Below are 25,162 nucleotides of genomic sequence, written 5' to 3' on the forward strand. Positions count from 1 at the left end.
TCCACAGGGCTGGCGGGGCCGGCCGTACGGCGGGTAATCCTGGTGAGCATGTCGCACGATTCAGCACAGTCCCCGTCAGGACCCGTCGGCCCTGAGCGCCCCGCATCGAGTGCCGAGGCGCCGTTCCTCGAGCTCCTCGCCCGGGGCGCGTCCGCCGACGCCTACGAACAGCCCGTGCTGGTCGCTCGCGCCGAGGGTGAGGGGCAGGGGCGGATCGACGCCCTCGAGCAGGCCAAGGGGCTCGCCCTGCGGGTCCGCGCCGATCTCGAGGGCAGGCGCCGCCGTGAGGCGGAGCTGTCCGCGCTCTTCGAGACCGCCCACGACCTCGCCGGCCTGCGCGACCTGGGCGCCGTCCTCCAGGCCATCGTGCAGCGCGCCCGCTCCCTCCTCAGCACGGACGTCGCCTATCTGACGCTGAACGACCCGGCCAGGGGCGACACCTACATGCGGGTGACCGAGGGCTCCGTCGCCGCGCGCTTCCAGCAGCTCAGGCTCGGCATGGGCGAGGGGCTCGGCGGACTCGTCGCCCAGACCGCCCGGCCGTACGTCACCGAGGACTACGCGCAGGACATCCGCTTCAAGCACACGCGCACCATCGACACCGGAGTCCACGACGAGGGCCTCGTCGCGATCCTTGGCGTGCCGTTGATGCTCGGCCCCCACGTCATCGGCGTGCTGTTCGCCGCCGACCGGCGCGCGCGGGTCTTCGAGCGGGAGCAGATCGCGCTGCTCGGCTCCTTCGCGGCGCTCGCCGCGGCCGCCATCGACACCGCGAACCTCCTCTCGGAGACCCGGGAGGCGCTCGGCGAACTGGAGCGCGCCAACGAGATCATCCGGGACCGCGGCGACGTCATCGAGCGCGCGTCCGACGTCCACGACCGCCTCGCCGAACTCGTCCTGAGGGGCGGCGGCGTCCACGACGTGGCGGCGGCCGTCTCCCAAGTCCTCGACGGGACCGTGGAGTTCGCCGACGTGGTCACCGCCCCCGACAAACCCCTCGACGCCTCCCGCTCCGACGGGCACGCCGTGCGGGACGGGGACGACTGGGTCGCCGCCGTCGCGGCGGGCGGTGAACTCCTCGGCGCGCTCGTCCTGCGAGGCCACCCGGGGCTCGACCCCGTCGACCAGCGCACTCTGGAGCGGGCCGCCATGGTCACCTCGCTCCTGCTCCTCGCCCGGCGCTCCGCCTCCGAGGCAGAACAGCGTGTACGGGGCGAGCTGTTGGACGACCTGCTCGACGCGCGGGACCGGGATCCGCGGCTGCTGCGGGAGCGCGCCGCGCGGCTGCACGCCGACCTGGACGCCGCCCATGTGGTCCTGGCCGCGCGCCTGGAGACCCCGGGCGCCGACGCCGAACAGGAGGCTGCCGCCCGGCGCCGCCTGTGGTCCGCCGCGTCCCATGTCGCCGCCACCCGGCACGGACTCGCCGCGGCGCGTGACGGGGGTACGGTCCTGCTGCTTCCCCTGAGAACCGGGGACCGGGCCTCCGACCTGGCCCGCCGCACCGCCAAGCACCTCTCCGCCGCGGTCCACGAGCAGGTCACCGTCGGCGCGTCGGCGCCCGTGGAGGACCTGACCACCCGCACCGACACCGTCGCCACCGCGTACGCGGAGGGGCAGCGCTGCCTGGACGCCCTGCGCCTGCTCGGCAGAGCCGGGGAGGGCGCCGCCGCGGAGGACTTCGGCTTCCTCGGCCTGCTCCTCGCGGAGAGCCGGGACATCTCCGGATTCGTCGAACGCACCATGGGCGAGGTCGTGACGTACGACCAGCGCCGGGGGACCGACCTTGTGCGCACGCTCGACGCCTACTTCGCCTCGGGCATGAGTCCCGCCCGCACCAAGGACGCGCTGCATGTGCACGTGAACACGGTGGCACAGCGCCTGGAACGGATAGGGCGCCTGCTCGGCCCGGACTGGCAGTCGCCCGCGCGCGCCCTTGAGATCCAACTCGCGTTGCGGCTGCACCGGTTGGCCGGGGCGATATCGGGCTGACGGCCGGGGCGTGGTGAGCTGGGTGCTGCGTGTCGTGTGCCGTGCCTCGCGTGACGGCGAGGCCCCCGTACGCGGGGTGCGTACGGGGGCCGGGGGAGCGGTGGCCGGGTCAGGCGGGGCGGGCGTCCGCCGTGCGGGCCGCGTCCGCCTGCTCGCCGGCGGCGCTGTCTTCCTCGACGTGAGCCAGATCGCGGTGCCTGGTCTCCTTCGCGACGCCCACGGCGATGAGCGTCAGGACGGCGGCGGCGATCACGTACAGGGCGATCGGGGTGGAGCTGCCGTAGTCCACGAGGAGGGCTGTGGCGATGAGCGGCGCGGGTGCTCCGGCGGCGACCGAGGCGAACTGCGCGCCGATGGAAGCACCCGAGTAGCGCATCCGCGTCGCGAACATCTCGGAGAAGAAGGCCGCCTGCGGTGCGTACATCGCCCCGTGCAGTACGAGGCCCACGGTCACGGCGAGGATCAGGTTCCCGAAGCCGCCGGTGTCGATGAGCGAGAAGAACGGGAACATCCACAGGCCCACGCCCGCGGCCCCGAGCAGGTACACGGGCCTGCGCCCGACCCGGTCGGAGAGCGCGCCCCAGGCCGGGATGACCGCGAAGTGCACGGCGGACGCGATGAGTACGGCGTTCAGTGCGGTCTGCTTGGAGACGCCGGCCGACGTGGTGGCGTACACGAGGATGAAGGCGGTGATGACGTAGTAGCTGATGTTCTCGGCCATGCGCGCGCCGATGGCGACGAGGACGGCGCGCCAGTGGTGGCGCAGCACGGCGACGAGCGGCGTCTTCTCGCTCGCGCCGCCCTGCGCGGCCTTGCGCGCCTCGGCCCGGGCCAGCGCCTCCTTGAAGACAGGTGACTCATCGACAGACAGACGGATCCACAGGCCGACCATGACGAGGACACCGGACAGAAGGAACGGGATGCGCCAGCCCCAGGAGGTGAAGGCGGAGTCGGAGATGAGCGCGGTCAGCAGGGAGAGCACACCGGTGGCGAGGAGTTGTCCCGCGGGCGCTCCGGTCTGCGGCCAGGAGGCCCAGAAGCCGCGCCGCTTGGCGTCCCCGTGCTCGGAGACGAGGAGCACGGCGCCGCCCCACTCGCCGCCCAGAGCGAAGCCCTGGACCAGTCGCAGCACGGTGAGCAGTACCGGAGCGGCGACCCCGACCGTCGCGTACGTCGGCAGGAGGCCGATCGCGAACGTCGCCGCACCCATCATGAGCAGGCTCAGGACCAGCAGCTTCTTGCGGCCGAGGCGGTCGCCGTAGTGCCCGAAGACGAGCGCACCGAGCGGCCGGGCCGCGAATCCGACGGCGTACGTCAGGAACGAGAGGAGCGTGCCGACGAGCGGGTCGGAGTCGGGGAAGAAGAGCTTGTTGAAGACCAGTGCGGCGGCGGAGCCGTAGAGGAAGAAGTCGTACCACTCGATCGTGGTGCCGATGAGGCTCGCGGCGACGATCCGCCGGAGGCTCGCGGGCGGTGGGGGAGCGGTTGCTGCGGAGGCCATGTGGACCACTTCCAGGCGTTGGGCGGGGACGGGTACGTGTCGGCACAAGGTAGAAAGACGCAGGTCAACGGCACATGTGGTGGGGCACCATAGTTTTGGGCGGTGCTATGCGGGGAGCCACCATGAGGAGACCGTGAGCAGGGTCAAGTTCATCGTGCGTCGGCGTGTCGCGACAGCGTGACGGCCGTGGGCCCCCGTAGTCACTGGGCCAGGCGGATCGGACTGGCCGTCAGCGATCGGGGTCAGTGGATCGGACCCGTTGTCAGGGAGCGCCGCGGCAAGCGCGGATCAGACTCTTCGTCAGCGATCGGGTGTGGTCGGATCGGACTGGGCGTCAGGGACCTGGACGGGGCGTATCGGACCCGTCGTCAGCGAGATGGGTGGGTCGGGCTGGTGCGTTCGAGGGGCCGGGCGCGCGCAGTCGTGTCGGGGCCGATCGGGTTGTGCCATAAGCGGACCGCAAGCCGGAAGTCGGGGAAATCCCCTGGCGAAATGCCTGGTCAGGATCCGTGACCCGCCCCCCGGTTGAGCCATTGGGGGCCGAGTGGGTGATAACCATACTATCGGCCAGGCGGGCGGTTCGAGTGGTGCGTGGGCCACCTGTGGCCGACGGTTATCACGTCGGGGCCGGGTAAGTCGAGCTGACAAAGCGTCAGTGGCCTGGCCGCGGCGGAAGGACTTCGACGATGCGTTCTGCTCGCATGCTCCTCGCTACCGCGACGGCCACGGCTGCACTCGCCATGGCTGCTCCCGGTGCGTACGCAGTCGCCGCAGGCGACTGGGACAACGATGACTCTTCCTACAGCACAGAGCACGACAACGACAGCAATCGCGGCGACGACCACGGCTCGGGCAAGGGCGACCACGGCTCGGGCAAGGATGAGCGCGGCTCGGGCAAGGGCGACCACGGCTCGGGCAAGAACGAGCGCGACAGCTACGGCTCGGGCAAGAACGAGCGCGACGGCTACGGCTCCGGCCACGGCAAGCCGCGTGGTGGCTTGCACACCGGTGGTGGCGCCCTCTCCGTGGTGAAGGGTGACGACTGGAGCAAGGACGAGAACAAGAAGGGTGACTCGGACGAGCACGGCTCGGGCAAGGATGAGCGCGGCTCGGGCAAGGGCGGCTACGGCTCGGGCAAGAACGAGCGCGACGGCTACGGCAAGCCCCGTGGTGGCATGCACACCGGTGGCGGTGCGCTGGCCATGGTGAAGGGCGACGACTGGAGCAAGGACGAGAACAAGAAGGGCGACTCGGACGAGCACGGCGGCCAGGGCGGCAAGGAGCACGGCGGCCAGGGCGGCAAGGAGCGTGGCGACTGGGGCGGCAAGGAGCACGGCGGCCAGGGCGGCAAGGAGCATGGCGACTGGGGCGGCAAGGAGCACGGCGGCCAGGGCGGCAAGGAGCATGGCGGCGCCTACGGCTCGGACCACGGCAAGCCGCGTGGTGGCGTCCACACCGGTGGTGGCGCCCTCACCGCGCTGAACGAGGACGACTGGACCCAGGACAAGGAGAAGTACGACCCGGAGAGCTACAAGAACGACGGCGACGACGAGGGCAAGGGCTCGTGGGGTTCCGACTCCAAGCGCGAGAAGCCCAGCGGCGGTATGCACACCGGTGGCGGCGGGCTCGCCACGTCGCCGGGTGTCACGGCAGGCGGCATCGCGGTCCTCGCGGTCGCCGCGGCCGGAGCGTTCGCGATGCGCCGTAAGAGCGCGTCCCACCGCGCGTCCTGACCGGCGGTGCCTGTCATAGCAGCCGGGGCCGCCGCGTTAACACGTCGCGGCGGCCCGGCTGGCTTTCTTTTTTGCCCAGTTCTCTCTTGAAGCTCCCGACTATGTGAACCGGTCCCGGACGGCTTGCGCTGTTGCCGGACTCTTTTGCTGTTTCCGATCTTCTTGCGCTGTTGCAGATCTGCTCGTTCCAGTGAGGTGGTGCCAGATGGCAGACCGGATGCCTTCCCCCAATCAGACCGAGTCCGCGCCGCCCGAGCGCCGCTCCCGCCGCGGCCCATGGATCGTGTGGTCCATCGGAATCGTCGTCCTGCTGGTCAGCCTGTTCGGCGGTCAAGAAGAGACGTCCGACATCTCCGATTCCTCCGGCGCTTCGCGTCCCGCGGCGGCGCTCGCGCCGTCCTCGGAGCCCACTCTGCCCGACATGCCTGTTCCGCCTACAGAGCCCGCAGCGCCTACAGAGCCCGTAGCGCCCGCAGAGCCCGTAGCGCCCGCGGCGCCCGCAGAGCCGGCGCCCGTCGGGAAGCATCTGCCGCGGGCGAATCCCACGCGGCTGCTCATTCCGAAGATCGGCGTGGACGCCCCCTTCACCCGCCTTGCCATCGGCCCCACGGGCCAGCTCCAGCCCCCGCCCGCCGCCAACACGAACCTGGTCGGCTGGCAGGCCGAAGGCGTGTCCCCGGGCGAGACCGGTACCGCGATCATCGCCGGGCATGTCGACACGAAGACGTCAGCCGCGGTGTTCGCCAGCCTCAGGGCTATGAAGACGGGGGACACCTTCACCGTCAAGAGGGACGACTCGCGCACGGCCTCCTTCGTGGTCGACAGCGTTGAGACGTTCGCGAAGAACGCCTTCCCCAACGAGCGCGTGTACGGGGACACGCCCCAGGCCCAGGTGCGACTGATCACCTGCGCCGGGGCGTACGACCACGGCAAGAAGGACTACACCGACAACCTGGTGGTCTTCGCCCATCTTGTCTGAGGCCGTCGGGAGTTGTCAGTCCCGGTCAAGGACTCCCATGAGAGCGTCCCGCAGTTCCTTCCCGGGATCCGCCGACGGCCCTTCGGACCGCCACGCGACGAACCCGTCAGGGCGGACGAGTACCGCACCGCCCGGGGCGACGCCATGGGCCTCGGCCCAGTCCACATCGCCCACGGGGTTCAGCTCCGCGTCGGGCCCACTGCCGATGCGGTACGAGTCGAGCGGGACGGCCAGCCGTTGTGCGATGGCCGTCCCCGCGGTGTGCCACGTGCCGTCGCCGTCCCCGGAGCTCAGGAGCACCAGCGACCTCTCGTACAGGTCGAGGCTGGAGATCCGGGTGCCGGCGCGGTGCAGCCACATGTGGGGCGCGCGGCTCCCGGGTTCGCCCGTCAGCCGCATTCCCTCGGGTACGACCGGCGTCGCCGGGTCGACGCCGAGGACCGCGCCGCGCGGATAGCGGTAGCCCAGCGCCACATTGAGGATGCCGCCCTTCTTGCCGCCGGGGCCGCCGGGCCCGCCAGGACCACCAGGGCCGCTGAGGCCGCCGGCGCCGCCGGCTTCCGGGCCAGGGGTGTATCCCGGGTGGCTGTGCTCGACCGACCGCGACGAGGCGCGGGCGCTCGTCGCCTCCGCGACCGGCCGGCGCTCCAGGTCGTAGGACTCCAGCAGACCGGGACCTGCCCAGCCGCCGAGCACGGCGGCCAGCTTCCAGGCGAGGTTGTGCGCGTCCTGGATACCGGTGTTGGACCCGAACGCCCCGGTGGGGGACATCTCGTGGGCCGAGTCGCCGGCGAGGAACACCCGCCCGTCCGAGTACCGTTCGGCGACCCGCTCGGCGGCGTGCCAGGCGGCCCTGCCGGTGATCTGCACGTCGAGGTCCGGGACTCCGGTGGCGCGCCTGATGTGTTCCGTGCACCGCTCGTCGGTGAACTCCTCGAGCGTCTCCCCGTTCTCGGGGTGCCAGGGAGCGTGGAACACCCAGTGCTCACGGTTGTCGACCGGCAGGAGAGCGCCGTCGGCCTCCGGGTTCGTGAGGTAGCACACGATGAAGCGCCGGTCGCCGACGAAGTCCGCGAGGCCGCGCGAGGTGAACGTGACGCTCACGTTGTGGAACAGGTCGCCCGGGCCGGTCTGCCCGATGGCGAGCCGCTCGCGGATGGGGCTGCGCGGCCCGTCCGCCGCGACGAGGTACTTCGCCCGGACGGTGGTGTGCTCGCCCGTGTCGCGGCTCTTGAGCTGTGCGGTCACGCCCTCGGCGTCCTGCTCGAACGACATCAGTTCCGTGTGGAACCGCAGGTCCCCGCCCAACTCCCGCGCGCTCTCCAGGAGTACGGGTTCGAGGTCGTTCTGGCTGCACAGGCACCATCCGGCGGGGCTGAAGCGGGCGAGCCCGCCACCGGGGTCGATCTCCTTGAACAGCCACTCGCCGGCGTCGCCCACCAGGGTCGGCGTCTGCAGGATGCCGTGGTTGTCGGCCAGGACCGATGCGGCGTCCTTGATGCGCTGCTGGACTCCGGCGACCCGGAACAGCTCCATGGTCCGCACGTTGTTGCCGCGCCCGCGCGGATGGATCGAGGTGCCCGAGTGGCGCTCAACGAGCATGTGCGGGACGCCGAGACGCCCCAGGAACAGTGAGGTCGACAGGCCCACCAGGGAGCCGCCGACTATGAGTACCGGCACGTTCTGAGTGCCCTTCGGGGCCTCTTCCGACGGGTTCATTCTTGCCTCCAGCCGCAGCGGCGACCTGGGTCAGTGGTTGGGATCACAGTCCATGCCTCCCCGTGCCGCTTCGCCCCCCGGAGCACCCGGACGGGTGCTCCGCTCACCCGTACGGCGCTTGGGGATCGCGCCCGCCGGGGGGCCGATCAACGATCGGCTCATGCGACCCCGGCATTTCGGACGCGGTGGTCGTTCCTGATCTTTTGCGAAGAAGAGGAGAGGTGTGTCGTATGACTCCGATCTCAGGACGTATATCGCAGTCGGCCTTCGACGGTTCCAGGCTGCGAGTGATCCTTCTGCTCGATCTGTACGAGGGAGCCCAGCAGCAGTTCCTGGACGCGTACGAGCACATGCGCAATCAGGTCGCGTCCGTGCCCGGTCACCTCAGTGACCAGCTCTGCCAGTCGATCGAGAACCCCTCGCAGTGGCTCATCACCAGCGAGTGGGAGAGCGCCCCGCCCTTCCTCGCGTGGGTGAACAGCGAGGAGCACGTCGAGACCGTCAGGCCGATGCACAGTTGCGTCAAGGACACCCGGTCGATGCGCTACAGCATCCTCCGGGAGACCAACCCCGCCCAGCCGGTCACGCCGGCGCCGGCGGCGGCGAACGCAGTGGCGGCCCGGGTGGGCGACGGCGCGGCGCGCCACGCCCTCACCTTCACCGTCAAGCCGGGCTCCGAGTCGAAGGTCGCGGAGATCCTGGCCGGGTACCAGTCGCCCCAGGCCCAGGTCGACGACACCACGCGCCTGCGCCGCACCTCGCTCTTCATGCACGGCAACCGCGTCGTGCGGGCCGTGGAGGTCGAGGGCGACCTCCTCGCTGCGCTGCGCCACGTCGCCCGTCAGCCCGAGGTGCGGGCGGTAGAGGAAGCCATCAACCCCTACCTCGAACAGCACCGGGACCTGACCGACCCCGAGTCGGCGCGCGTGTTCTTCACCCGGGCCGCGCTCCCGGCCGTCCACCACGTCGTGTCCGACATCCCGGTACCGACCGACCTGCGGCGTCACGCCCTGTACTACCCGGCCAAGAAGGGCCGCGGGATGGACCTGGCCCGGCTGCTCGCCGAGCAGGACGCGGCCGCGGCGGACGCCCCGGGCAACCCGGTGTACGGCAGCACCGTCTTCCAGCGCGACGACATCGTGGTGCGTCTCATCGACATCACGGGTGAGCTCGACGCCGACCCCGTCGCCTCCCTCGGCCTCAACGGCGCGAAGAAGTGCCAGGAGCTCGAGAAGCTCCTCGACGGCGCAGCCATCGGCGTCGAGGGCTCCCTGCAGACGGAGCGCAACATCAACCGGCTTCTGTCGCACGCCGACATGATGCCCATCACCGACCGCAGCTCGGCGGGTTCCTGACGGACAACCCGCGGGGTGTCCGTGGGCAAGGGCCCCGGACGCCACCGCCGCACCCGGAGGTATCAACCATGATCAAGAATCCACGCATCGTGGATCTGAGCGAGACGGAGCCCAACCGCCGGCGAGGAGGTGATCTGCGGGCCATGCTCACGCCCGCGACGGTCGGCTCCACCAGTGGCTTCATGGGCCTGGCCCTCGTCCAGCCCGGCGAGCGCATCGGCGAGCACTACCACCCGTACTCGGAGGAGTTCGTCTACGTCGTCAACGGCGCCCTCGAGGTGGACCTGGACGGCGAGACGTATGAACTCCGCCCGGATCAGGGCCTGTTGATCCCGATCAACGTGCGCCATCGCTTCCGCAACGTCGGCGACGTGGAGGCCCGTATGGTCTTCCACCTCGGCCCGCTCGCCCCGCGCCCCAGCCTCGGCCACGTCGACACGGAGGTGACCGAGGGCGCCGGATCCGGACCCGGGTTCATCACCGGTGGCCCCGACCTGTCCGCGCCGGAACACGGGCAGTCGTCCGAGCGTAGTGGGGCCATAACGTGACCCGGCGGGTGGCTGTCACCGGTGTCGGTGTAGTCGCCCCGGGCGGTATCGGGGCGAGCGCGTTCTGGGACCTTCTCGCCAACGGCCGTACCGCGACCCGCGGCATCACGCTCTTCGACCCGGTGGGCCTGCGCTCACGCATCGCCGCCGAATGCGACCTGGACCCGCTCGCACACGGGCTCGACCCGGAGCTGGTCGAACACGCAGACCGGTACATCCAGTTCGCCGTCATCGCCGCCGGCGAAGCCGTCAAGGACTCCGGGATCGACACCGGAGTCGAGGACCCCTGGCGCATCGGAGTCTCGCTCGGCAGCGCCATCGGCGGCACCACCCGCCTGGAGCGCGACTACGTGCGGGTCAGCGAGGGCGGCAAGCGGTGGGACGTGGACCACCGCGCGGCCGAACCGAAACTCCACATGGCGTTCTCGCCGAGCACACTCGCCTCGGTCGTCGCCGAACAGTTCGGTGCCCAGGGCCCGGTGCAGACGGTATCCACCGGCTGCACCTCCGGGCTCGATGCGGTCGGCTACGCCTTCCACACCATCGAGGAAGGCCGCGCCGACATATGCATCGCCGGGGCGTCGGACTCGCCGATCTCCCCGATCACGATGGCGTGCTTCGACGCGATCAAGGCGACGTCGCCCAACAACGACGATCCCGAGCACGCCTCCCGCCCCTTCGACGCCGAGCGCAACGGCTTCGTGATGGGCGAGGGCGCCGCGGTGCTCGTCCTGGAGGACTACGAGCACGCCCGTGCGCGAGGCGCGCACATCTACTGCGAGCTCAGCGGCTACGCCACCTACGGCAACGCCTACCACATGACCGGTCTCACCAGCGAAGGCCTGGAGATGGCCCGGGCGATCGACAACGCGCTCGGCCAGGCCCGCCTCGACCCCACGCTGATCGACTACGTCAACGCCCACGGTTCGGGCACCAGACAGAACGACCGGCACGAGACGGCCGCGGTCAAGGTGTCCCTGGGGGCTCACGCCTACAAGACACCCATGAGTTCCATCAAATCCATGGTGGGCCACTCCTTGGGCGCGATCGGCGCGATAGAGGTGGTCGCCTGCGTCCTTGCCATGAAGCACCAGGTGGTGCCGCCCACGGCGAACTACGAGACCCCCGACCCCGAGTGCGACCTGGACTACGTACCGCGCACCGCACGTCCGCGAAAGCTGCGGAACGTTCTCTCCGTCGGCAGCGGATTCGGCGGGTTCCAGTCCGCGGTGCTCCTGACTGAGGCAGGTGGGAGGACACGATGAGAACGGACCGCACCCGCGGCGCGGCCATCACCGGGATCGGTGTGATCGCGCCCAACGGACTGCACGCCGAGGCGTACTGGAAATCCGTCCGGGAGGGCCTCGGCGCCCTGGACCGGATCACCCGCGAAGGATGCGAGAACCTGCCGCTCCGCGTCGGGGGTGAGGTCCGCGGTTTCGATCCCGCGGACCTCATCGAGGAGCGGTTCCTCGTCCAGACGGACCGGTTCACCCACTTCGGTATGGCCGCCGCGGCGCTCGCCCTCGACGACGCGGGCCTCGGCCGCGGTGACCCCGCGGAGCCGTACTCCATCGGCGTGGTCACCGCGGCCGGTTCCGGCGGCGGCGAGTTCGGGCAGCGGGAGCTCCAGAAGCTGTGGGGTCAGGGCTCCAAGTTCGTGGGCCCCTACCAGTCCATCGCCTGGTTCTACGCGGCCAGCACCGGACAGATCTCGATCTGGAGCGGCTTCAAGGGGCCGTGCGGAGTGGTCGCGAGCGACGAGGCGGGCGGCCTGGACGCCATCGCGCACGCGGCCCGCACCGTACGGCGCGGCACCGGCGCCATGGTGGTCGGATCCGCCGAGGCACCCCTCGCCCCGTACTCGATGGTGTGCCAGCTCGGCTACCCCGAGCTCAGCACCGCCGAGGACCCCGACCGGGCCTACCTGCCCTTCACCTCGGGAGCGCGCGGATTCGCGCCCGCCGAGGGCGGCGCGATGCTCGTCGTCGAGGACGAGACCCGTGCCCGCGAGCGGGGGTCGGACATCCGGGCCGTCGTGGCCGGCCACTCGGCCACCTTCACCGGCGCCTCCCAGTGGGAGGAGTCCCGCGAGGGGCTCGCCCGCGCGATCAAGGGCGCCCTCGACGAGGCGGGCTGCGCCCCCGAGGAGATCGACGTCGTCTTCGCCGACGCCATGGGCGTCCCGGCGGCGGACCGCGCCGAGGCGCTGGCCATCGCCGACGTCCTGGGTGCACACGGCAGGCGTGTACCCGTCACGGCACCCAAGACCGGTACGGGGCGGGCCTACTGCGCGGCGCCCGTCCTGGACGTCGTGTCCGCCGTCTTCGCCATGGAGAACGGCCTCGTACCCCCCACCCCCAACGTGTTCGACATCTGCCACGACCTCGACCTGGTGATGTCTCGCGCTCGCCCCGCCGAGCTACGCACAGCCCTGGTCCTCAGCAGGGGACTCATGGGCTCCAACGCGGCGCTGGTAGTGCGCCGCGGTGGCGACTCCGCCCGGTAACGACCGGGCGGGAAGGAGAACACCCGCATGATCACCGCAGAACTGACCTTCGACGAACTGGCCCGCCTGATGAAGAAGGCGGCCGGAGTCACCGTGGACCCCCATCAGCTCAAGCAGTCGCCGGACTCCCCGTTCGACTCCGTCGGCCTCGACTCGCTCGGCCTGCTCGGCATCGTGGGCGAGCTCGAGAACCGGTCCGGCCAGTCGCTTCCCCCGGACTCGGAGCGCTGCAAGACGCCCCGCGAGTTCCTCGACCTCGTCAACAGCAACCTCAAGGCTGGAGCCTGACATGTCCGGACACACAGAGAACAGCGTCACCATCGACGCTCCCATCGACCTCGTCTGGGACGTCACCAACGACATCGAGAACTGGCCGCAGCTCTTCAGCGAGTACGCGTCCCTCGAAGTCCTCTCCCGCGAGGGCGACAAGACGACCTTCCGCCTGACCATGCACCCGGACGACAACGGGAAGGTGTGGAGCTGGGTCTCGGAGCGGACCGTGGACCGCGCCAAGCGGTCCGTGCGTGCCCGTCGCGTCGAGACCGGGCCCTTCGCGCACATGGACATCCGGTGGGACTACACGGAGACCCCGGAAGGCACCCGCATGGACTGGGTGCAGGACTTCGCGATGAAGCCCGAGGCCCCGGTCGACGACGCCTGGATGACGGACAACATCAACCGCAACTCCGTCACGCAGATGGGCCTCATCCGCGACCGGATCGAGCGCGTCGCCCGTGACCGCCAGAACGCCGCCGTCCCCCGCTGATCGCCCGCCCGGAAAGGAAACCCGATGCATCACGCCCTGATCGTCGCCCGCATGGCGCCCGGTTCGGCGCCGGCGATCTCCGACGTGTTCGCCGCCTCCGACCGAGGTGAGCTCCCGCACCTGATCGGTGTCAACCGGCGCAGCCTCTTCCAGTTCGGTGACGTGTACCTGCACCTCATCGAGTCCGACGAGGACCCGGCGCCCGTCATCGCGAAGGTGGCCGGGCACCCCGAGTTCCGCAGTGTCAGCGATCAGCTGTCGGCGTACGTCAGCGCGTACGACCCCGAGACCTGGCGCAGCCCCAAGGACGCCATGGCGCACCGCTTCTACCACTGGGACCGGAACAACCCCTCCTGAGTGAGGGCACGACACAACCCGAGGCCGCCGGTCCCGCGTCAGACGCGGAGCCGGCGGCCTCGGGTTTGTCCGGAGGTGATGTCCCGGTCAGGCGGGGACGGTGCACTCGAAGGCGTGCAGATACGCGTTGACGGGGCGGACCTCGCCGAGGACGAGCCCCGCGTCCGTCAGCCGCTCGACCATGCTCAGCCGGGTGTGCTTCGCGCCGCCGACGTTGAGGAGCAGCAGCAGGTCCATGGACGTCGTGAACTTCATCGACGGGGTGTCGTCGACGAGGTTCTCGATGACGACGACGCGGGCGCCGGGCCGCGCCGCCTTGCGGACGTTGGCCAGCGCCCTGCGGGTGCTGTCGTCGTCCCACTCCAGGATGTTCTTGATGATGTAGACATCCGCCTGGACCGGGATGTCCTCGCGGCAGTCACCGGCGACGATGCGCACCCGCGAGGCCAGCGAACCGCCGTCGCGCAGGCGCGGATCGGCGTTCTCGACCACCCCCGGCAGGTCGAGCAGGGTGCCGTGCATGTCGGGGTGCTTCTCCAGCAGGCTGGCCACGACCTGCCCGTGACCGCCGCCGATGTCCGCGACCGAGGCCACGCCCGTCAGGTCGAGGAGGTCGGCGACGTCGCGCGCGGACTGCTCGCTGGACGTCGTCATGGCGCGGTTGAACACGTGCGCCGACTCGGGGGCCTGCTGGTTGAGATAGGTGAAGAACTCAGCTTCGTACACGTCCTCGAAGACGTTGCGGCCGTGGCGCACCGCCTCGTCGAGCTTCGGCCAGACGTTCCAGGTCCACGGCTCGGTGCACCACAGCGCGATGTAGCGCAGGCTGTGCGGGTCGTCCTCGCGCAGGAGCCGGGACATGTCCGTGTGCGCGAACGTGCCGTCCGGGAGTTCGGTGAAGACGCCCTGGCTGGACAGTGCGCGCAGCAGCCGGCGCAGTGTCAACGGCTGGGTCTTCACCGCAGCCGCCAGGTCCTCCGCGCTCATGGGCGTGTCGTCCAGGGCGTCGGCGACACCCAGGCGGGCGGCCGCGCGTACGGCGGCGGCGCACGCGGCCCCGAAAACCAGCTCCCGCAGGCGCATGGGTGACTGGGTGGCCTCATCAACGGTTGTCATCTGTTGCCTCGCTTCTGCTGGCGTGATGTGTGTGCGGACATGGCGTTGGCCCTCAGCACATTCCGGCGGGCACAGAGACCGCACACGCGTTGTCGTGGAACGTGTTGCCCTTGCCCTTGTCCTGGCTGGCCAGGTCGGCCGTGCCGTTGCCCATCACGAGGTTGTCGCGGATCTCGTTGCGCTGGTTGAGGGCACCCTTGAAGTTCTTGGCGAGCACGATGCCGCCCGACATCGGGGCCTTGCCCACGTTGTCCTCGACGCCGTTCTCCGCCACCAGCGAGTCCTCGACGCCGGTGAGGATGATGCCCGACCCCTGGAGGAAGGGCAGACGCGCGGTCGCGGCGCAGTACTTGTTGTTGTCGTGGATGTAGTTGTTCTGCACCTTCAGCCCCCCGGTGCGCGGCTTGTTCTCGTCACCCACGAGGAACATCGCGGTGCAGTTGCCGGTCGCCTCGTTGTTATCGACGGCCACGTTCCGCAGCCGCCGCACGGTGACTCCGATCCGGTTGCCGAGCAGACGGTTGTTGCTGATCACCGCCTCGGAGTTCGGGGCCCCCTCCTCGGCGTCGACCGTGTTGGCCAGGAAGAGGCCGGCGTCACCGTTGGCCTCGACGGTGTCGTGGCGGAACACCCCGCGCACGGACCTCTCCTGGGCGATGCCCCACTGGCCGTTCTTCTCGGAGGTCACTCCCTCGACCCGGAGGCGATCGGTCCCGGTCGCCCACAGACCGTTCTTCTTGAAACCACGAAGGGTCAGCGAGCGCACGGTGACGTTCTCGACGGGCTTGCTCTTGGTCCCGGTGACGCAGATGCCGTTGCCGGCCTTGGCGCAGGCGCCGGCAGCGGATGCCGCGGCAGGGACGATGACGGTGGACCGGTCGCTCGCGCCCCGCAGCGTCAGCCCGGACACGGTGATGCTGACGCTCTCGTGGTAGGTGCCGGGGGAGAGGACGATGACGTCTCCCGGCTTTGCTGTGCTCACGGCTTTCTGGATCGACTCGCCCGGGTTCACCCGGTGCACCGTCCGGCAGTCGGCCGACGGGGCCGCGGCCCCCACCCCCGACACGACGACGGCCGCGGTGCATGCGAGGTACGCAATCTGTCGCTTGGTCATATGGCGAAGCTACGAGCGGGTGTTCCGGCCCGCCACCGCTGATCGCCCAGGTGGGCAGCGCCCTACGCTGTGGGTGAGCCGAACGAGCGGAAAAGGGGGCGGCACATGGCCACTTGGGGGCTGATCGTCGAGATGACGGTGGGGACGGGGGAGCGCAAGCACATGGAAGCGTCCGTGCTCGGGCATGTGGAGGGCTCGCGGGAACAGGCCCTCGCGGAGCTGGCGGAGTGTATCGGGCGCTATACGCCGGAGCATCCCCGCAGTCCGAAGCGCAGCCGCATCTTCCGCACCGCCGACGGATTCCTGCTCGTCATCGACGGTGCCTGGCAGTCCTTCAGTTCCCGGTTCACGGTCGCGGAACTGGTGAAGGACAGTGCCGCGCCGCCGCCCGAGCCGCAGCCGACCCCTGTGCCGACACCCGAGGACACCGCCACCCCGACCGCCGCACCCCCCGAGGACGCCGCTCCGGCGTCCTCGGGCCCGACTGCGGACCGGTACGAGGACGGGGTGCCGGTGAAACCGGCCTGGCTGGGCCGCACCGACCTGCCGTGACGCACGGCGCCCTAGGTGCCGGCGGACACCGGTGAGTCGGTCCGTGCGGCGACCGAGTTCTCGGTCGCGGACTTCGGGATCGGACGGTCGTCGCGCAGGGCCTGCCAGACCTGGTGGGACGCCTTGGCCAGCGGCAGGACGCGGCCGGCGTCCTCGGCGTCGTAGCGGACCGGCAGCGTGACCATGTTCATGTGGTCGGGGCTGATGCCCTTCAGGTCCTTCGCCAGGCCGAGCAGCTTGTCCGCGGACGCGAGACCGGAGTCGGCGCTCACGGTCTTGGTCGCGGTGTCGGCGAGCTCGTACGTCCTGGCGGGGTTGCCGACCACGTCGATCGACTCGGCGCGGTGGATCAGTGCCTTGATGAAAGTCTGCTGGAGCTGGATCCGCCCCAGGTCGCTGCCGTCGCCGACGGCGTGCCTGGTCCGCACGAGCGCCAGGGCCTGTTCACCCTTGAGGGTGTGCTTCCCGGCGCTCAGGGACAGGTGACTGCCGGCGTCCTTGATGGCCCGGTGGGTGCTGATGTCGACACCACCGAGCTCGTCGACGAACTTCTGGAAGCCCTTGAAGTCGACCTCGAGATAGTGGTCCATGCGGACGCCCGACATCTTCTCCACCGTCTTCACGGTGCAGGCGGGACCGCCCACTTGGTACGCCGCGTTGAACATCGACTGATGCTCGCCCGGCGCCGTGCCGCCCGACGGCTTCGCGCACTGCGGCCGGTCGACCATCGTGTCGCGGGGGATGCTGACGACGGAGGCCATTTTGTGGCTCTTGTCGACGTGCAGCACCATCGCCGTGTCCGAGCGGGCGCCGGTGACGCCCTTGCCGTACTTGCCGTGTGTGCCGGCGCGCGAGTCGGAGCCGAGGAGGAGGATGTTCATCGCCCCGTCGTGCCCCGCGTCCGGGCGGTTCTCGCCCAGTACGGCATTGATGTCCGTGCCCTTGAGATTCCCGTTCAGGTGCGACCACGCGTAGGCCACACCACCGCCGCCGACGAGGACGGCGCCGAGCGCGGTGTACGTGATGACGCGCAGCCGTTTCCTGCGTGACCTGCCGCGTGAGCGGTGCAGGTTCGCGGACCCGTAGCCGGGGTGTTCAAGGGCGTCGTCTGAGGGCGCGTGCCCTTCGTCTCCGCTGGTGTGCGGCATGGGCGCTGCCCTCCGTTCGAGGGTTGAGATGTGCCGTGGATCAGTTACGGCGTGTGCGTGCGGTGACGACGACTCAGTACGCGGAGTCGACGTTGTCGATGGAGCCGTACCGGTCGGCGGCGTAGTTGGCGGCCGCGGTGATGTTGGCGACCGGGTCCGTCAGGCTCTTGGCGGTGCCGGCGACGTGGTAGGCGTCGAAGGTCGGCTGGATGACCTGCAGCAGGCCCTTGGACGGGGTGCCGTTGACCGCGTTCACGTCGTAGCCGTTCACGGCGTTCGGGTTGCCGGAGGACTCACGCATGATGTTGCGCTTCAGACCCTCGTAGGAGCCGGGGATGCCCTTGGCCTTCATGACCTTGAGGGCTTCGTTGATCCAGCCGTCGACGTTGTTCCCGTCGGTGGCCGCCTTGGTCGACACGGAGTGAGCGGACTTCGGCGTCGCGGCGGGCTCGGCGGCCTGCGCGGGGGACGGGGCGAAGGTCAGTGCCGCGCCCGCGAGACCGGCGGCGGCCAGGACCGTGACGGTGGTGCGCTTGAAGCGGGTGGGGCGGGCGGCAGCGGTGATCGGGGTGGAGAAGGCCATACGGGATTACCTCTTCATGTTCGGGGACATCGTGCGGCGCCGGCCGGTGTGGTGGCGCCTGGAGCGGAGTCGGGATCCGCGTCCTGACCCGGGAGTCCGGAGCGAGCGACTTCGCTCGTGCTCCGACCCGTTCTCCGGGACGACAGCCATAGTTAGCGATGCCCGTGAGGGGGCGCAAGGATGTGACGTACTACCCCACTACGGAGGAATGTCCGAAATGACCGGATAGGGCGCCTTCTATGCACCTCGGGCGGCCCCACCGGCTACTACCACCTTTAGTATGTGATCTGGCTCCTATGGGGTGCTTCACAGGCCCGACCCCCCTCCGCGTTACCCAGGTCACGCGTTCAGCCCGGTTCGGGGGCCAGGGTGATGCCCTCGGAGGGTGACTCTCTTAAGGAGACGGAATGGGTGGAACCGCGCGGCAGGTCGACTTCGTGACCGAGGGGCGGCCCGAGCCGCACACGCTGGGTGTCCGCTGGATCCATGGATCGGTGTCGGCGAAGCACAACACCGACCCGGACATCCAGGTGCACGCCTATGACGAGCACACGGTCGTCCTGCGGCAGAACATGGCCGTGCATTACGAGGCGCCGTTCCTGTTTCTGCTGTTCGGCAACGCACGCGCCGTACTCATCGACACGGGAGCCACCGCGTCCGCCCGGCACTTTCCCCTGCGCCGGGTCGTCGACGAGCTCATCGAGGACTGGCTGGCCGAACACCCCAGGGACACGTACGAGCTCCTTGTCCTGCATACGCACGCCCACGGGGACCATGTCGCGGGAGACGTCCAGTTCGCCGATCGGCCCCACACGCGCGTCGTCGGGGCGGATCGTGACACCGCCTGGGAGTTCTTCGGGTTCGCGGACGACGAGGGCCAAGTGGCCCGCGTCGACCTGGGAGGCCGCGTGCTGGAGTGCCTGGCCACACCGGGCCACCATGCGGCGGCCGTCACCTACTACGACCCGCACACCGGCTTTCTGCTCACCGGTGACACGGTGTATCCCGGGCGGCTGTACGTCGAGGACTGGGCGGCGTTCACCGAGTCCATCGACCGCCTGGTCGAGTTCGCGGGTACCCGTACGGTCACCCACGTCCTGGGCTGCCACATCGAGATGAGCGGCGAGCGGGGCGTCGACTACCCGATCCGGACGACCTGTCAGCCGGACGAGCCACCGCTGGAGATGACTGTCGGGCAACTGCGGGACATCCGCCGCGCGATCGAGGAAATCGGCGACCGGCCCGGCCGGCACGTCTTCCCCGACTTCATCATCTGCCGCTCGGACGACTGAGCGCCCCGGCCCAGCACGCCGGCAATCACAGGGAATCCCCGAGGGGGGTCTGTCTCCGCCGACGGATGATCAATAACCTGGTGGGCGTTGCCTGTTACTGACCGAGGGAGCTTCATGTCCACCGCACAGGTCCCCGACATACTGTCGCCGGAGTTCGCCGAGAATCCGTACCCGGCCTACGCGGCCATGCGTGAGCACTCTCCGCTCATCTGGCACGAGGCCACGCAGAGTTACGTCATCTCGCGGTACGCCGATGTCGAGCGCGTCTTCAAGGACAAGGAGTCGCAGTTCACGACCGACAACTACAACTGGCAGATCGAGCCCGTCCACGGCAAGACGATCCTCCAGCTCAGCGGGCGTGAGCACGCGGTCCGCCGAGCCCTCGTCGCACCGGCGTTCCGCGGCAGCGACCTCCAGGAGAAGTTCCTGCCCGTCATCGAGCGCAACTCCCGCGAACTGATCGACACGTTCCGCGCCACCGGCTCCGTAGACCTCGTGGACGCGTACGCCACCCGCTTCCCCGTCAACGTGATCGCCGACATGCTGGGCCTCGACAAGGCGGACCACGCGCGGTTCCACGGCTGGTACACCACCGTCATCGCGTTCCTCGGCAACCTGTCCGGCGACAAGGACGTCGCGGCGGCCGGTGAGCGCACCCGCGTCGAGTTCGCCGAGTACATGATCCCGATCATCCGGCAGCGCCGGGACAACCTCGGCGACGACCTGCTCTCCTCGCTCTGCGCCGCCGAGGTCGACGGCGTCCGCATGAGCGACGAGGACATCAAGGCGTTCTGCAGCCTGCTCCTCGCGGCCGGCGGCGAGACCACCGACAAGGCCATCGCCAGCATCTTCGCCAATCTGCTCACCCACCCCGAGCAGCTCGACGCCGTCCGCGAGGACCGCTCGCTGATCGCCCGCGCCTTCGCCGAGACGCTGCGCTACACCCCGCCGGTCCACATGATCATGCGCCAGTCGGCGACCGACGTGGAGGTCAGCGGCGGCACGATACCCGCGGGAGCGACCGTCACCTGTCTGATCGGCGCCGCCAACCGCGACGCGGACCGCTACGCGGAGCCCGACCGCTTCGACATCTTCCGCGAGGACCTCACCGCGACGAACGCGTTCTCGGCGGCGGCCGACCATCTCTCCTTCGCGCTCGGCCGGCACTTCTGCGTCGGCGCGCTGCTCGCCAAGGCCGAGGTCGAGATCGGCGTCGGCCAGCTCCTCGACGCGATGCCTGACGTGCGGCTCGCCGACGGGTTCGACCCCGTGGAGCAAGGGGTGTTCACCCGCGGCCCGCAGTCCCTGCCGGTGCAGTTCACCCCCGTCACGGCCTGAACGACGCGGCCGGGACCGGCAGTTGACCGGTCCCGGCCGCGTGGTCTCCGTGGGTCTCAGTGCGACACGGGAGTGAACTGCACCGGCAGCGCGGTCAGCCCCCGCATCCAGATCGACGGGCGCCAGGTCAGCTCGCTCGGCTCCACGGCGAGCACCAGGTCGGGGAGCCGTTCCAGCAGCGTCTCCACCGCCGTACGGGCGATGACGTCCGCGAGGAGAGGGGCGGGGTACGGGCAGCGGTGCTCGCCGTTGCTGAACGACAGATGCGCCGAGTTCTCCGCGCCCACCTGCGACTCGGGCCAGATCTGCGGATCGGTGTTGGCCGCCGCGAGGCCGAGGACCAGACAGTCGCCCGCCCGGATCTGCCGCCCGCCCAGCTGCGTGTCGCGCACCGCCCACCGGCCGATGAAGTTCTGCGTGGGCGTGTCCAGCCACAGCACCTCGTTCAGCGCCTGACCGACGCTGAGCCGCCCGCCGGAGACGTTCAGCGCGAACCGCTCGTCGGTCAACAGGAGACGCAGCGTGTTGCAGATCCAGTTGGCCGTCGGCTGCTGCGCCGCCGCGATGACGGAGATCAGGTCCTGGACGACCTCCTCGTCGGTGAGGCCCGCCGGGTGCGCCAGCATCCGTGACGTGACGTCGGGACCTGGCGACTCCCGCTTCTCCTTGACCAGTTGCTGGATCCGCGCGCCCACCCGGCCGTACGCGGCCACCGGGTCGTCGCCCTCCGCCGCGTCCAGGGAGATCCGCAGATCGTCCACCAGCTGCTCGGTGTCGGTGCTGCCCGCGGGCATCCCGCAGAACTGCACCGCCGCCCGCATCGGCAGGGCGTGCGCGAACGCGCCCATCAGCTCGGCCCGGCCGCTGCCGGCGAACGCGTCGATGAGCTGGTCGGCGATGCGCTCGCAGTCGCGGGCGAGTTCGAACTGGTCGACCGCTTCGAGGGCCTCCGTGATGACGCCCGCGCGCCGCTGGTGCTCGGCGCCCTCCGTGAACAGGACCGAGGGCTGGTAGCCGACGAACGGCATCAGCGGCCAGTCGGCCGGGATGTGCTCCCACTGGTTCCAGCGCCGCGAGTCCCGGGCGAACAGCTCGTCGTGGCTGGTGACATATGTGACCTCGGGATAGCCGAGGACCAGCCACGCGGGGATGTCCCCGTCGAGCAGGACGGGCGCGATCGCGCCGTGCTCCCTGCGCAGGGACCGGTAGAGCTCCGACGGGGTCTGCTGGTACTCCAGGCCGCTGAGGGCCACCGCGCCGGAGTGGGCGGGGCAGCCGGGCGGCGGGGTCGCGTCGGTCATGGTGTCTTCTCCCGGGCCATGGCCAGTTCGTAGAGGTGGTCGACGAGGGTGATCAGGACGTGCTTGCCGGACGACCTGACGCGCGCGTCGCAGTCGATCAGCGGCACATGCTCGGGCAGCGTGAGCGCCTGGCGGATCTCGTCGAGGGAGAACCGCGTCCCGTCGTCGTCGAACCGGTTCACGGCGACCACGAACGGCGTCCTGTGGTGCTCCAGGCGGTCGATGGCGTACCAGGAGTCGCTCATCCGCCGCGTGTCGACGAGTACGACCGCGCCGAGCGTCCCCGAGAACAGCCGGTCCCACAGGAACCAGAAGCGCTCCTGCCCGGGGGCGCCGAACAGATAGAGCACCATCCGCTCGGTGAGGCTGATGCGCCCGAAGTCGAACGCCACGGTCGTCGTGGTCTTCGAGGCGACCCCGGCCGGCTCGTCGACGCCGACGCCCGCCTGGGTCATGACCTCTTCGGTGTTCAGCGGCCGGATCTCGCTGACGGACCGGACGAGGGTCGTCTTGCCGACACCGAACCCGCCCACGATGACGATCTTGAGCCCGGTCTCGGCGACGTCGGCAAGCGGCGTACGGGAGGGCAGCTCAGAGGTTGCGGAGTCCATGCAGCACCTCCTTGAGAAGGGCGGAGTCGGGGAGCGAGGCGACAGACCGCGCCGCGCGTGGATGCCGGGCGGTGATACGGCCCGTCGCGAGGAGATCGCCGAGCAGGATCCGGACCACCGTGATCGGCAGCTTCATCTCGGCGGCGATCTCGACCACGGCCGCCGGATGCCGGCACAGGTCGAGGATGCGGACGTGTTCCGACTGCATCCCCGGCGTGGGCTCGCACTCGGCGACGACCAGGGTGACCAGGTCGAAGGTGTCGTCGTCGGCCCGGCTGCGGCCACCCGTGACCGTGTACAGCCGGTCCGGGTCACCGGTGTCGACGGGCCGGCGCGTCATGAGGACGCGCTCTCGCCGTCGGCTGTCCGTGGCTCGGCCCGCAGGTGCTCGCCGATCTGCTCGACCAGCTCGCTCATCTGGTGGCCGACCACACCCGGGTCGGCGCCGTCCTCGGCGATCACCGCGAGATGCGCGCCCTCGCCCGCCTCGACGATGAACAGCAGACCGCCGTGGAACTCGGTCATCGAGTGCCGCACACCGCCCGTCCCGTCGCCGAACTCCACCGAGGCGCCCTGGGCGAGCGCCTGGATGCCGGAGCAGATGGCCGCGAGCTGGTCGGCCTGGTCGAGGGTCAGATGCTCGCTCCAGCACAGCTTCAGACCGTCCCGGGAGAGCACCAGGGCGTGGCGCGTCCCGGGCGTTCGGTCCAGCAGGCTCTCCAGGAGCCAGGTCAGGCTGTTGTCAGTGGTCCGCATGGCGTGTGGGGCGGGTTGTGCCCGGCGAACCGGTTCACCAGCCCGTGCCTCCAATCAAACGTTCTCGTACGGGGGATGGGGGCGCCGGTGCCCGGGCGCGTGCGGGGAGCGGGGCGGGCTACTCGGCCGGCGGCTCGTCGGCCTGGCCGGGCACCTCGAGGGACGTGCCGGGCGTTTCGTCGCGGGCACGCCGCGCGCGGTGGAAGGCGCCGAACTGCGCACCGGCGTTGCGCGGCGCACGCACCGATTCCTCTGCCGGCCCGCCCCCTTCGGCGGGCGCGCGGTCCTTGCGGTCGCGTTCTGCCGAGGCCATGGTGCGGCCCGGCGCCCGTACGGGCAGGCCGCCCGGCGTCGCGGACGGAGGATCCGCCTGGGCGGGAATCCCGGGCGTGGTGTCGTCGGACGCCCGCGGAGCGGGGTCCGGGGCCGTCACAGGGGCGGTGGCTGCGGGGCGGCGGACCGGGGGCTGCTGCGGGGCGGGGTCGCGCTGCTGGGCGAGCAGCTGCGGCGGAAGGAGGACCACGACGCCGGTGCCGCCGCGGGACGACGGCCGGAAGTTCACGCTCATCCGGTACTTGGCGGCGAGGCGGCCCACCACGGCGAGGCCGAGCCGGGTGCCCTGGAGCGAGGCCAGGTCCGTCTCGCGGCCCGACACCGCGGCCTCGGCCCGGCGCATGGCCGCGTCGGCCATCTTCAGGCCGCTGTCCTCGATCGTCACGACGATCCCGGCGCTGCGTTCCTCGACGTAGACATGGACCTCGTCGATGGGCGGCGAGAAGTTCGCCGCGTTGTCCATGAGTTCGGCCAGGAGATGCATGACGCCCTCGGCGGCGAACCCGGCGATCGCGGCGTTCGTGGCGCAGTGGAGCCTGACCCGCTGGTAGGCGGCGATCCGGCCGACCGCGCCGCGCAGGATGCTCTCCATGACGATCGGCTTGTTCCATGCGCGGCTGGCGCGGCCGCCCATGAGGAGGGCGAGCCGGTCGGTGAGCAGGCCGAGTTGGGATGTGTTGTGGTCGAGCCTGAGCAGATCGCCGAAGACCTCCTCGCCGTGCCGGTCCTGCATCTCGCGCAGATCGGCGAGCATGCTGACCGACTTGGCCTGCACTCTGCTGAGCGCTTTGGCGCTGGCGGCCTGGGCTGCGGCGGCCCGCCGCTCGCTGGTGGCGAGTTCCCGTACGAGGGACTCGGCCAGGGTGCGCAGGTGCGCGTCGTCGGGGAGGCCGAGGCCCGACAGGACCGCGGCGGCGGTGGAGCCCTCGCGCAGCGCCGCCACGGCGGCCGGCAGGGTCGCCGTGGTCAGCTCGTCCAGGTCGCGGTCGGTCCGGGCGATCCGGTGAGCCGCGTCCTGCCCGGTGGCGACGGCGGATGCCTCGCGCCGTACGGCGTCGTCCAGCTCGGCGGTGAACGCCTCGAGCACCAGGCGCAGTTGGGGATCGGCAGGCGGAGCGGTGGCGGTGAGCGCCTCCTCGGCGCCCGCGCCGTCCCGCAGCCGCTTCGACACGGAGGGGAGCGTGACATTCACGAGATGGGCGGCCTCGGCACCACGCTGCGTCAACTGCTGCTGGAGCGCCAGCGATTCACCCTGCGCGGCGCCCACGGCAGCACGGGCCCGCTGCTGGAGCAGGGTGGCCGTGATGAGGGAGGCGGCGACGCAGAGCCAGCTGATCAGGAGCGCGATGAGCACCCAGGTACGGGCGGCTTGCGGCGCCGCGGCGGTCACCGCGCCGACGGCTGCTCCGGCCACCACGAGGACGGCGAGGGGGACGGCGAGCGTGGAGCGTCGCGACGTGGGTGTTCGGCGCGGCCTCGGGCGGGCAGGCACTGGCATTCCGCGGTCCCATCGGTGCTTGCGTGCGGGAAGGTCGTGGCCGATCGGCTCGGGTCGGCCG

The 25,162-nt window shown here is 70.4% G+C and carries 24 protein-coding genes; 13 read left to right on the forward strand and 11 right to left on the reverse strand.

Annotation, left to right across the window (positions count from 1 at the left end; translation table 11 throughout):
- Positions 1–48: 48 nt before the first annotated feature.
- Entirely contained in the window at positions 49–1,992 is a 1,944-nt protein-coding gene (locus OG698_RS40015; RefSeq protein ID WP_406108993.1) for a helix-turn-helix domain-containing protein, read from the forward strand.
- Positions 1,993–2,101: 109 nt separating this feature from the next.
- On the opposite strand, the gene OG698_RS40020 is transcribed toward OG698_RS40015, so the two are convergent.
- On the reverse strand, positions 2,102–3,493 hold the full coding sequence (locus OG698_RS40020) for an MFS transporter (RefSeq protein WP_406108995.1): 1,392 nt from the start codon (positions 3,491–3,493) through the stop codon (positions 2,102–2,104).
- 686 nt (positions 3,494–4,179) lie between these two features.
- Between OG698_RS40020 and OG698_RS40025 the strand changes: the two genes are divergently transcribed.
- Positions 4,180–5,226, forward strand: coding sequence for a hypothetical protein (locus OG698_RS40025; protein WP_406108997.1), 1,047 nt, complete (start codon positions 4,180–4,182; stop codon positions 5,224–5,226).
- A gap of 205 nt (positions 5,227–5,431) precedes the next feature.
- The gene (locus OG698_RS40030; RefSeq protein ID WP_406108998.1) at positions 5,432–6,205 is read left to right on the forward strand and encodes a class F sortase; all 774 of its coding nucleotides are present in this window, start codon (positions 5,432–5,434) and stop codon (positions 6,203–6,205) included.
- Positions 6,206–6,220: 15 nt separating this feature from the next.
- On the opposite strand, the gene OG698_RS40035 is transcribed toward OG698_RS40030, so the two are convergent.
- Positions 6,221–7,924 (reverse strand): FAD-dependent oxidoreductase, encoded by a 1,704-nt coding sequence (locus OG698_RS40035; protein WP_406108999.1) that lies wholly within the window; start codon positions 7,922–7,924, stop codon positions 6,221–6,223.
- Positions 7,925–8,154: 230 nt separating this feature from the next.
- On the opposite strand from OG698_RS40035, the gene OG698_RS40040 reads away from it, so the two are divergent.
- The 7 genes from OG698_RS40040 to OG698_RS40070 all read left to right on the forward strand — a co-directional run bounded on the left by OG698_RS40040 (position 8,155) and on the right by OG698_RS40070 (position 13,459).
- Positions 8,155–9,279, forward strand: coding sequence for a SchA/CurD-like domain-containing protein (locus OG698_RS40040; protein ID WP_399981724.1), 1,125 nt, complete (start codon positions 8,155–8,157; stop codon positions 9,277–9,279).
- 68 nt (positions 9,280–9,347) lie between these two features.
- A complete protein-coding gene (locus tag OG698_RS40045) occupies positions 9,348–9,827 on the forward strand; it encodes a cupin domain-containing protein (RefSeq protein WP_399981721.1) in 480 nt (159 codons plus the stop codon).
- Positions 9,824–11,092, forward strand: coding sequence for a beta-ketoacyl-[acyl-carrier-protein] synthase family protein (locus tag OG698_RS40050; protein WP_399981719.1), 1,269 nt, complete (start codon positions 9,824–9,826; stop codon positions 11,090–11,092). Before OG698_RS40045 ends, OG698_RS40050 begins: the two co-directional genes overlap by 4 nt.
- Positions 11,089–12,336, forward strand: coding sequence for a ketosynthase chain-length factor (locus OG698_RS40055; RefSeq protein ID WP_406109001.1), 1,248 nt, complete (start codon positions 11,089–11,091; stop codon positions 12,334–12,336). The genes OG698_RS40050 and OG698_RS40055 overlap by 4 nt, the downstream gene beginning before the upstream one ends.
- 27 nt (positions 12,337–12,363) lie before the next feature.
- Positions 12,364–12,624: an acyl carrier protein gene (locus OG698_RS40060; protein WP_399981715.1), complete on the forward strand. Its 261-nt coding sequence runs from the start codon at positions 12,364–12,366 to the stop codon at positions 12,622–12,624.
- A 1-nt stretch (position 12,625) separates the two neighbouring features.
- Entirely contained in the window at positions 12,626–13,102 is a 477-nt protein-coding gene (locus tag OG698_RS40065) for an SRPBCC family protein (protein ID WP_399981712.1), read from the forward strand.
- A 24-nt stretch (positions 13,103–13,126) separates the two neighbouring features.
- Entirely contained in the window at positions 13,127–13,459 is a 333-nt protein-coding gene (locus OG698_RS40070; protein ID WP_100598572.1) for a TcmI family type II polyketide cyclase, read from the forward strand.
- An 87-nt stretch (positions 13,460–13,546) separates the two neighbouring features.
- Here OG698_RS40070 and OG698_RS40075 read toward each other — a convergent pair whose 3' ends face one another.
- Both OG698_RS40075 and OG698_RS40080 read right to left on the reverse strand, forming a co-directional pair.
- On the reverse strand, positions 13,547–14,575 hold the full coding sequence (locus tag OG698_RS40075; RefSeq protein WP_406109003.1) for a methyltransferase: 1,029 nt from the start codon (positions 14,573–14,575) through the stop codon (positions 13,547–13,549).
- A gap of 52 nt (positions 14,576–14,627) precedes the next feature.
- Positions 14,628–15,689 (reverse strand): nitrous oxide reductase family maturation protein NosD, encoded by a 1,062-nt coding sequence (locus OG698_RS40080; protein ID WP_406109004.1) that lies wholly within the window; start codon positions 15,687–15,689, stop codon positions 14,628–14,630.
- Between the two features lie 105 nt (positions 15,690–15,794).
- Here OG698_RS40080 and OG698_RS40085 point away from each other — a divergent pair, with 105 nt between their 5' ends.
- The gene (locus tag OG698_RS40085; RefSeq protein WP_406109006.1) at positions 15,795–16,241 is read left to right on the forward strand and encodes a hypothetical protein; all 447 of its coding nucleotides are present in this window, start codon (positions 15,795–15,797) and stop codon (positions 16,239–16,241) included.
- Positions 16,242–16,252: 11 nt separating this feature from the next.
- Here the strand turns inward: OG698_RS40085 and OG698_RS40090 are convergent, their stop codons facing one another.
- Positions 16,253–17,389 (reverse strand): LCP family protein, encoded by a 1,137-nt coding sequence (locus OG698_RS40090; RefSeq protein WP_406109007.1) that lies wholly within the window; start codon positions 17,387–17,389, stop codon positions 16,253–16,255.
- Positions 17,390–17,462: 73 nt separating this feature from the next.
- Positions 17,463–17,972, reverse strand: a complete 510-nt coding sequence (locus tag OG698_RS40095) for a transglycosylase SLT domain-containing protein (protein WP_406102565.1) — start codon at positions 17,970–17,972, stop codon at positions 17,463–17,465.
- A 407-nt stretch (positions 17,973–18,379) separates the two neighbouring features.
- On the opposite strand from OG698_RS40095, the gene OG698_RS40100 reads away from it, so the two are divergent.
- The gene (locus OG698_RS40100) at positions 18,380–19,264 is read left to right on the forward strand and encodes an MBL fold metallo-hydrolase (RefSeq protein ID WP_406109009.1); all 885 of its coding nucleotides are present in this window, start codon (positions 18,380–18,382) and stop codon (positions 19,262–19,264) included.
- A gap of 114 nt (positions 19,265–19,378) precedes the next feature.
- On the forward strand, positions 19,379–20,602 hold the full coding sequence (locus tag OG698_RS40105) for a cytochrome P450 (RefSeq protein ID WP_406109010.1): 1,224 nt from the start codon (positions 19,379–19,381) through the stop codon (positions 20,600–20,602).
- Positions 20,603–20,658: 56 nt separating this feature from the next.
- On the opposite strand, the gene OG698_RS40110 is transcribed toward OG698_RS40105, so the two are convergent.
- The 5 genes from OG698_RS40110 to OG698_RS40130 form a co-directional block, all read right to left on the reverse strand.
- Positions 20,659–21,903 (reverse strand): cytochrome P450, encoded by a 1,245-nt coding sequence (locus OG698_RS40110; RefSeq protein ID WP_100597278.1) that lies wholly within the window; start codon positions 21,901–21,903, stop codon positions 20,659–20,661.
- Positions 21,900–22,514, reverse strand: coding sequence for an ATP/GTP-binding protein (locus OG698_RS40115; RefSeq protein WP_100597279.1), 615 nt, complete (start codon positions 22,512–22,514; stop codon positions 21,900–21,902). The genes OG698_RS40110 and OG698_RS40115 overlap by 4 nt, the downstream gene beginning before the upstream one ends.
- Complete coding sequence (locus tag OG698_RS40120; protein ID WP_399972422.1) at positions 22,495–22,854, reverse strand: DUF742 domain-containing protein; 360 nt, start codon at positions 22,852–22,854, stop codon at positions 22,495–22,497. The genes OG698_RS40115 and OG698_RS40120 overlap by 20 nt, the downstream gene beginning before the upstream one ends.
- Positions 22,851–23,270, reverse strand: a complete 420-nt coding sequence (locus OG698_RS40125; protein WP_399972425.1) for a roadblock/LC7 domain-containing protein — start codon at positions 23,268–23,270, stop codon at positions 22,851–22,853. The genes OG698_RS40120 and OG698_RS40125 overlap by 4 nt, the downstream gene beginning before the upstream one ends.
- 118 nt (positions 23,271–23,388) lie before the next feature.
- Positions 23,389–25,101, reverse strand: a complete 1,713-nt coding sequence (locus OG698_RS40130; protein ID WP_406109013.1) for an ATP-binding protein — start codon at positions 25,099–25,101, stop codon at positions 23,389–23,391.
- Positions 25,102–25,162: the final 61 nt, after the last annotated feature.

This window comes from Streptomyces sp. NBC_01003, from assembly GCF_045162695.1.
In the GTDB taxonomy this organism is placed as follows: Bacteria; Actinomycetota; Actinomycetes; order Streptomycetales; family Streptomycetaceae; genus Streptomyces.

Bases quoted from the DNA above. Each gene is read 5' to 3' on its own strand.
- OG698_RS40015 (WP_406108993.1), top strand. From the start codon at position 49: ATGTCGCACGATTCAGCACAGTCCCCGTCAGGACCCGTCGGCCCTGAG.
- OG698_RS40020 (WP_406108995.1), bottom strand. From the start codon at position 3,493: ATGGCCTCCGCAGCAACCGCTCCCCCACCGCCCGCGAGCCTCCGGCGG.
- OG698_RS40025 (WP_406108997.1), top strand. From the start codon at position 4,180: ATGCGTTCTGCTCGCATGCTCCTCGCTACCGCGACGGCCACGGCTGCA.
- OG698_RS40030 (WP_406108998.1), top strand. From the start codon at position 5,432: ATGGCAGACCGGATGCCTTCCCCCAATCAGACCGAGTCCGCGCCGCCC.
- OG698_RS40035 (WP_406108999.1), bottom strand. From the start codon at position 7,924: ATGAACCCGTCGGAAGAGGCCCCGAAGGGCACTCAGAACGTGCCGGTA.
- OG698_RS40040 (WP_399981724.1), top strand. From the start codon at position 8,155: ATGACTCCGATCTCAGGACGTATATCGCAGTCGGCCTTCGACGGTTCC.
- OG698_RS40045 (WP_399981721.1), top strand. From the start codon at position 9,348: ATGATCAAGAATCCACGCATCGTGGATCTGAGCGAGACGGAGCCCAAC.
- OG698_RS40055 (WP_406109001.1), top strand. From the start codon at position 11,089: ATGAGAACGGACCGCACCCGCGGCGCGGCCATCACCGGGATCGGTGTG.
- OG698_RS40060 (WP_399981715.1), top strand. From the start codon at position 12,364: ATGATCACCGCAGAACTGACCTTCGACGAACTGGCCCGCCTGATGAAG.
- OG698_RS40065 (WP_399981712.1), top strand. From the start codon at position 12,626: ATGTCCGGACACACAGAGAACAGCGTCACCATCGACGCTCCCATCGAC.
- OG698_RS40070 (WP_100598572.1), top strand. From the start codon at position 13,127: ATGCATCACGCCCTGATCGTCGCCCGCATGGCGCCCGGTTCGGCGCCG.
- OG698_RS40075 (WP_406109003.1), bottom strand. From the start codon at position 14,575: ATGACAACCGTTGATGAGGCCACCCAGTCACCCATGCGCCTGCGGGAG.
- OG698_RS40080 (WP_406109004.1), bottom strand. From the start codon at position 15,689: ATGACCAAGCGACAGATTGCGTACCTCGCATGCACCGCGGCCGTCGTC.
- OG698_RS40085 (WP_406109006.1), top strand. From the start codon at position 15,795: ATGGCCACTTGGGGGCTGATCGTCGAGATGACGGTGGGGACGGGGGAG.
- OG698_RS40090 (WP_406109007.1), bottom strand. From the start codon at position 17,389: ATGCCGCACACCAGCGGAGACGAAGGGCACGCGCCCTCAGACGACGCC.
- OG698_RS40095 (WP_406102565.1), bottom strand. From the start codon at position 17,972: ATGGCCTTCTCCACCCCGATCACCGCTGCCGCCCGCCCCACCCGCTTC.
- OG698_RS40100 (WP_406109009.1), top strand. From the start codon at position 18,380: ATGGGTGGAACCGCGCGGCAGGTCGACTTCGTGACCGAGGGGCGGCCC.
- OG698_RS40105 (WP_406109010.1), top strand. From the start codon at position 19,379: ATGTCCACCGCACAGGTCCCCGACATACTGTCGCCGGAGTTCGCCGAG.
- OG698_RS40110 (WP_100597278.1), bottom strand. From the start codon at position 21,903: ATGACCGACGCGACCCCGCCGCCCGGCTGCCCCGCCCACTCCGGCGCG.
- OG698_RS40115 (WP_100597279.1), bottom strand. From the start codon at position 22,514: ATGGACTCCGCAACCTCTGAGCTGCCCTCCCGTACGCCGCTTGCCGAC.
- OG698_RS40120 (WP_399972422.1), bottom strand. From the start codon at position 22,854: ATGACGCGCCGGCCCGTCGACACCGGTGACCCGGACCGGCTGTACACG.
- OG698_RS40125 (WP_399972425.1), bottom strand. From the start codon at position 23,270: ATGCGGACCACTGACAACAGCCTGACCTGGCTCCTGGAGAGCCTGCTG.
- OG698_RS40130 (WP_406109013.1), bottom strand. From the start codon at position 25,101: ATGCCAGTGCCTGCCCGCCCGAGGCCGCGCCGAACACCCACGTCGCGA.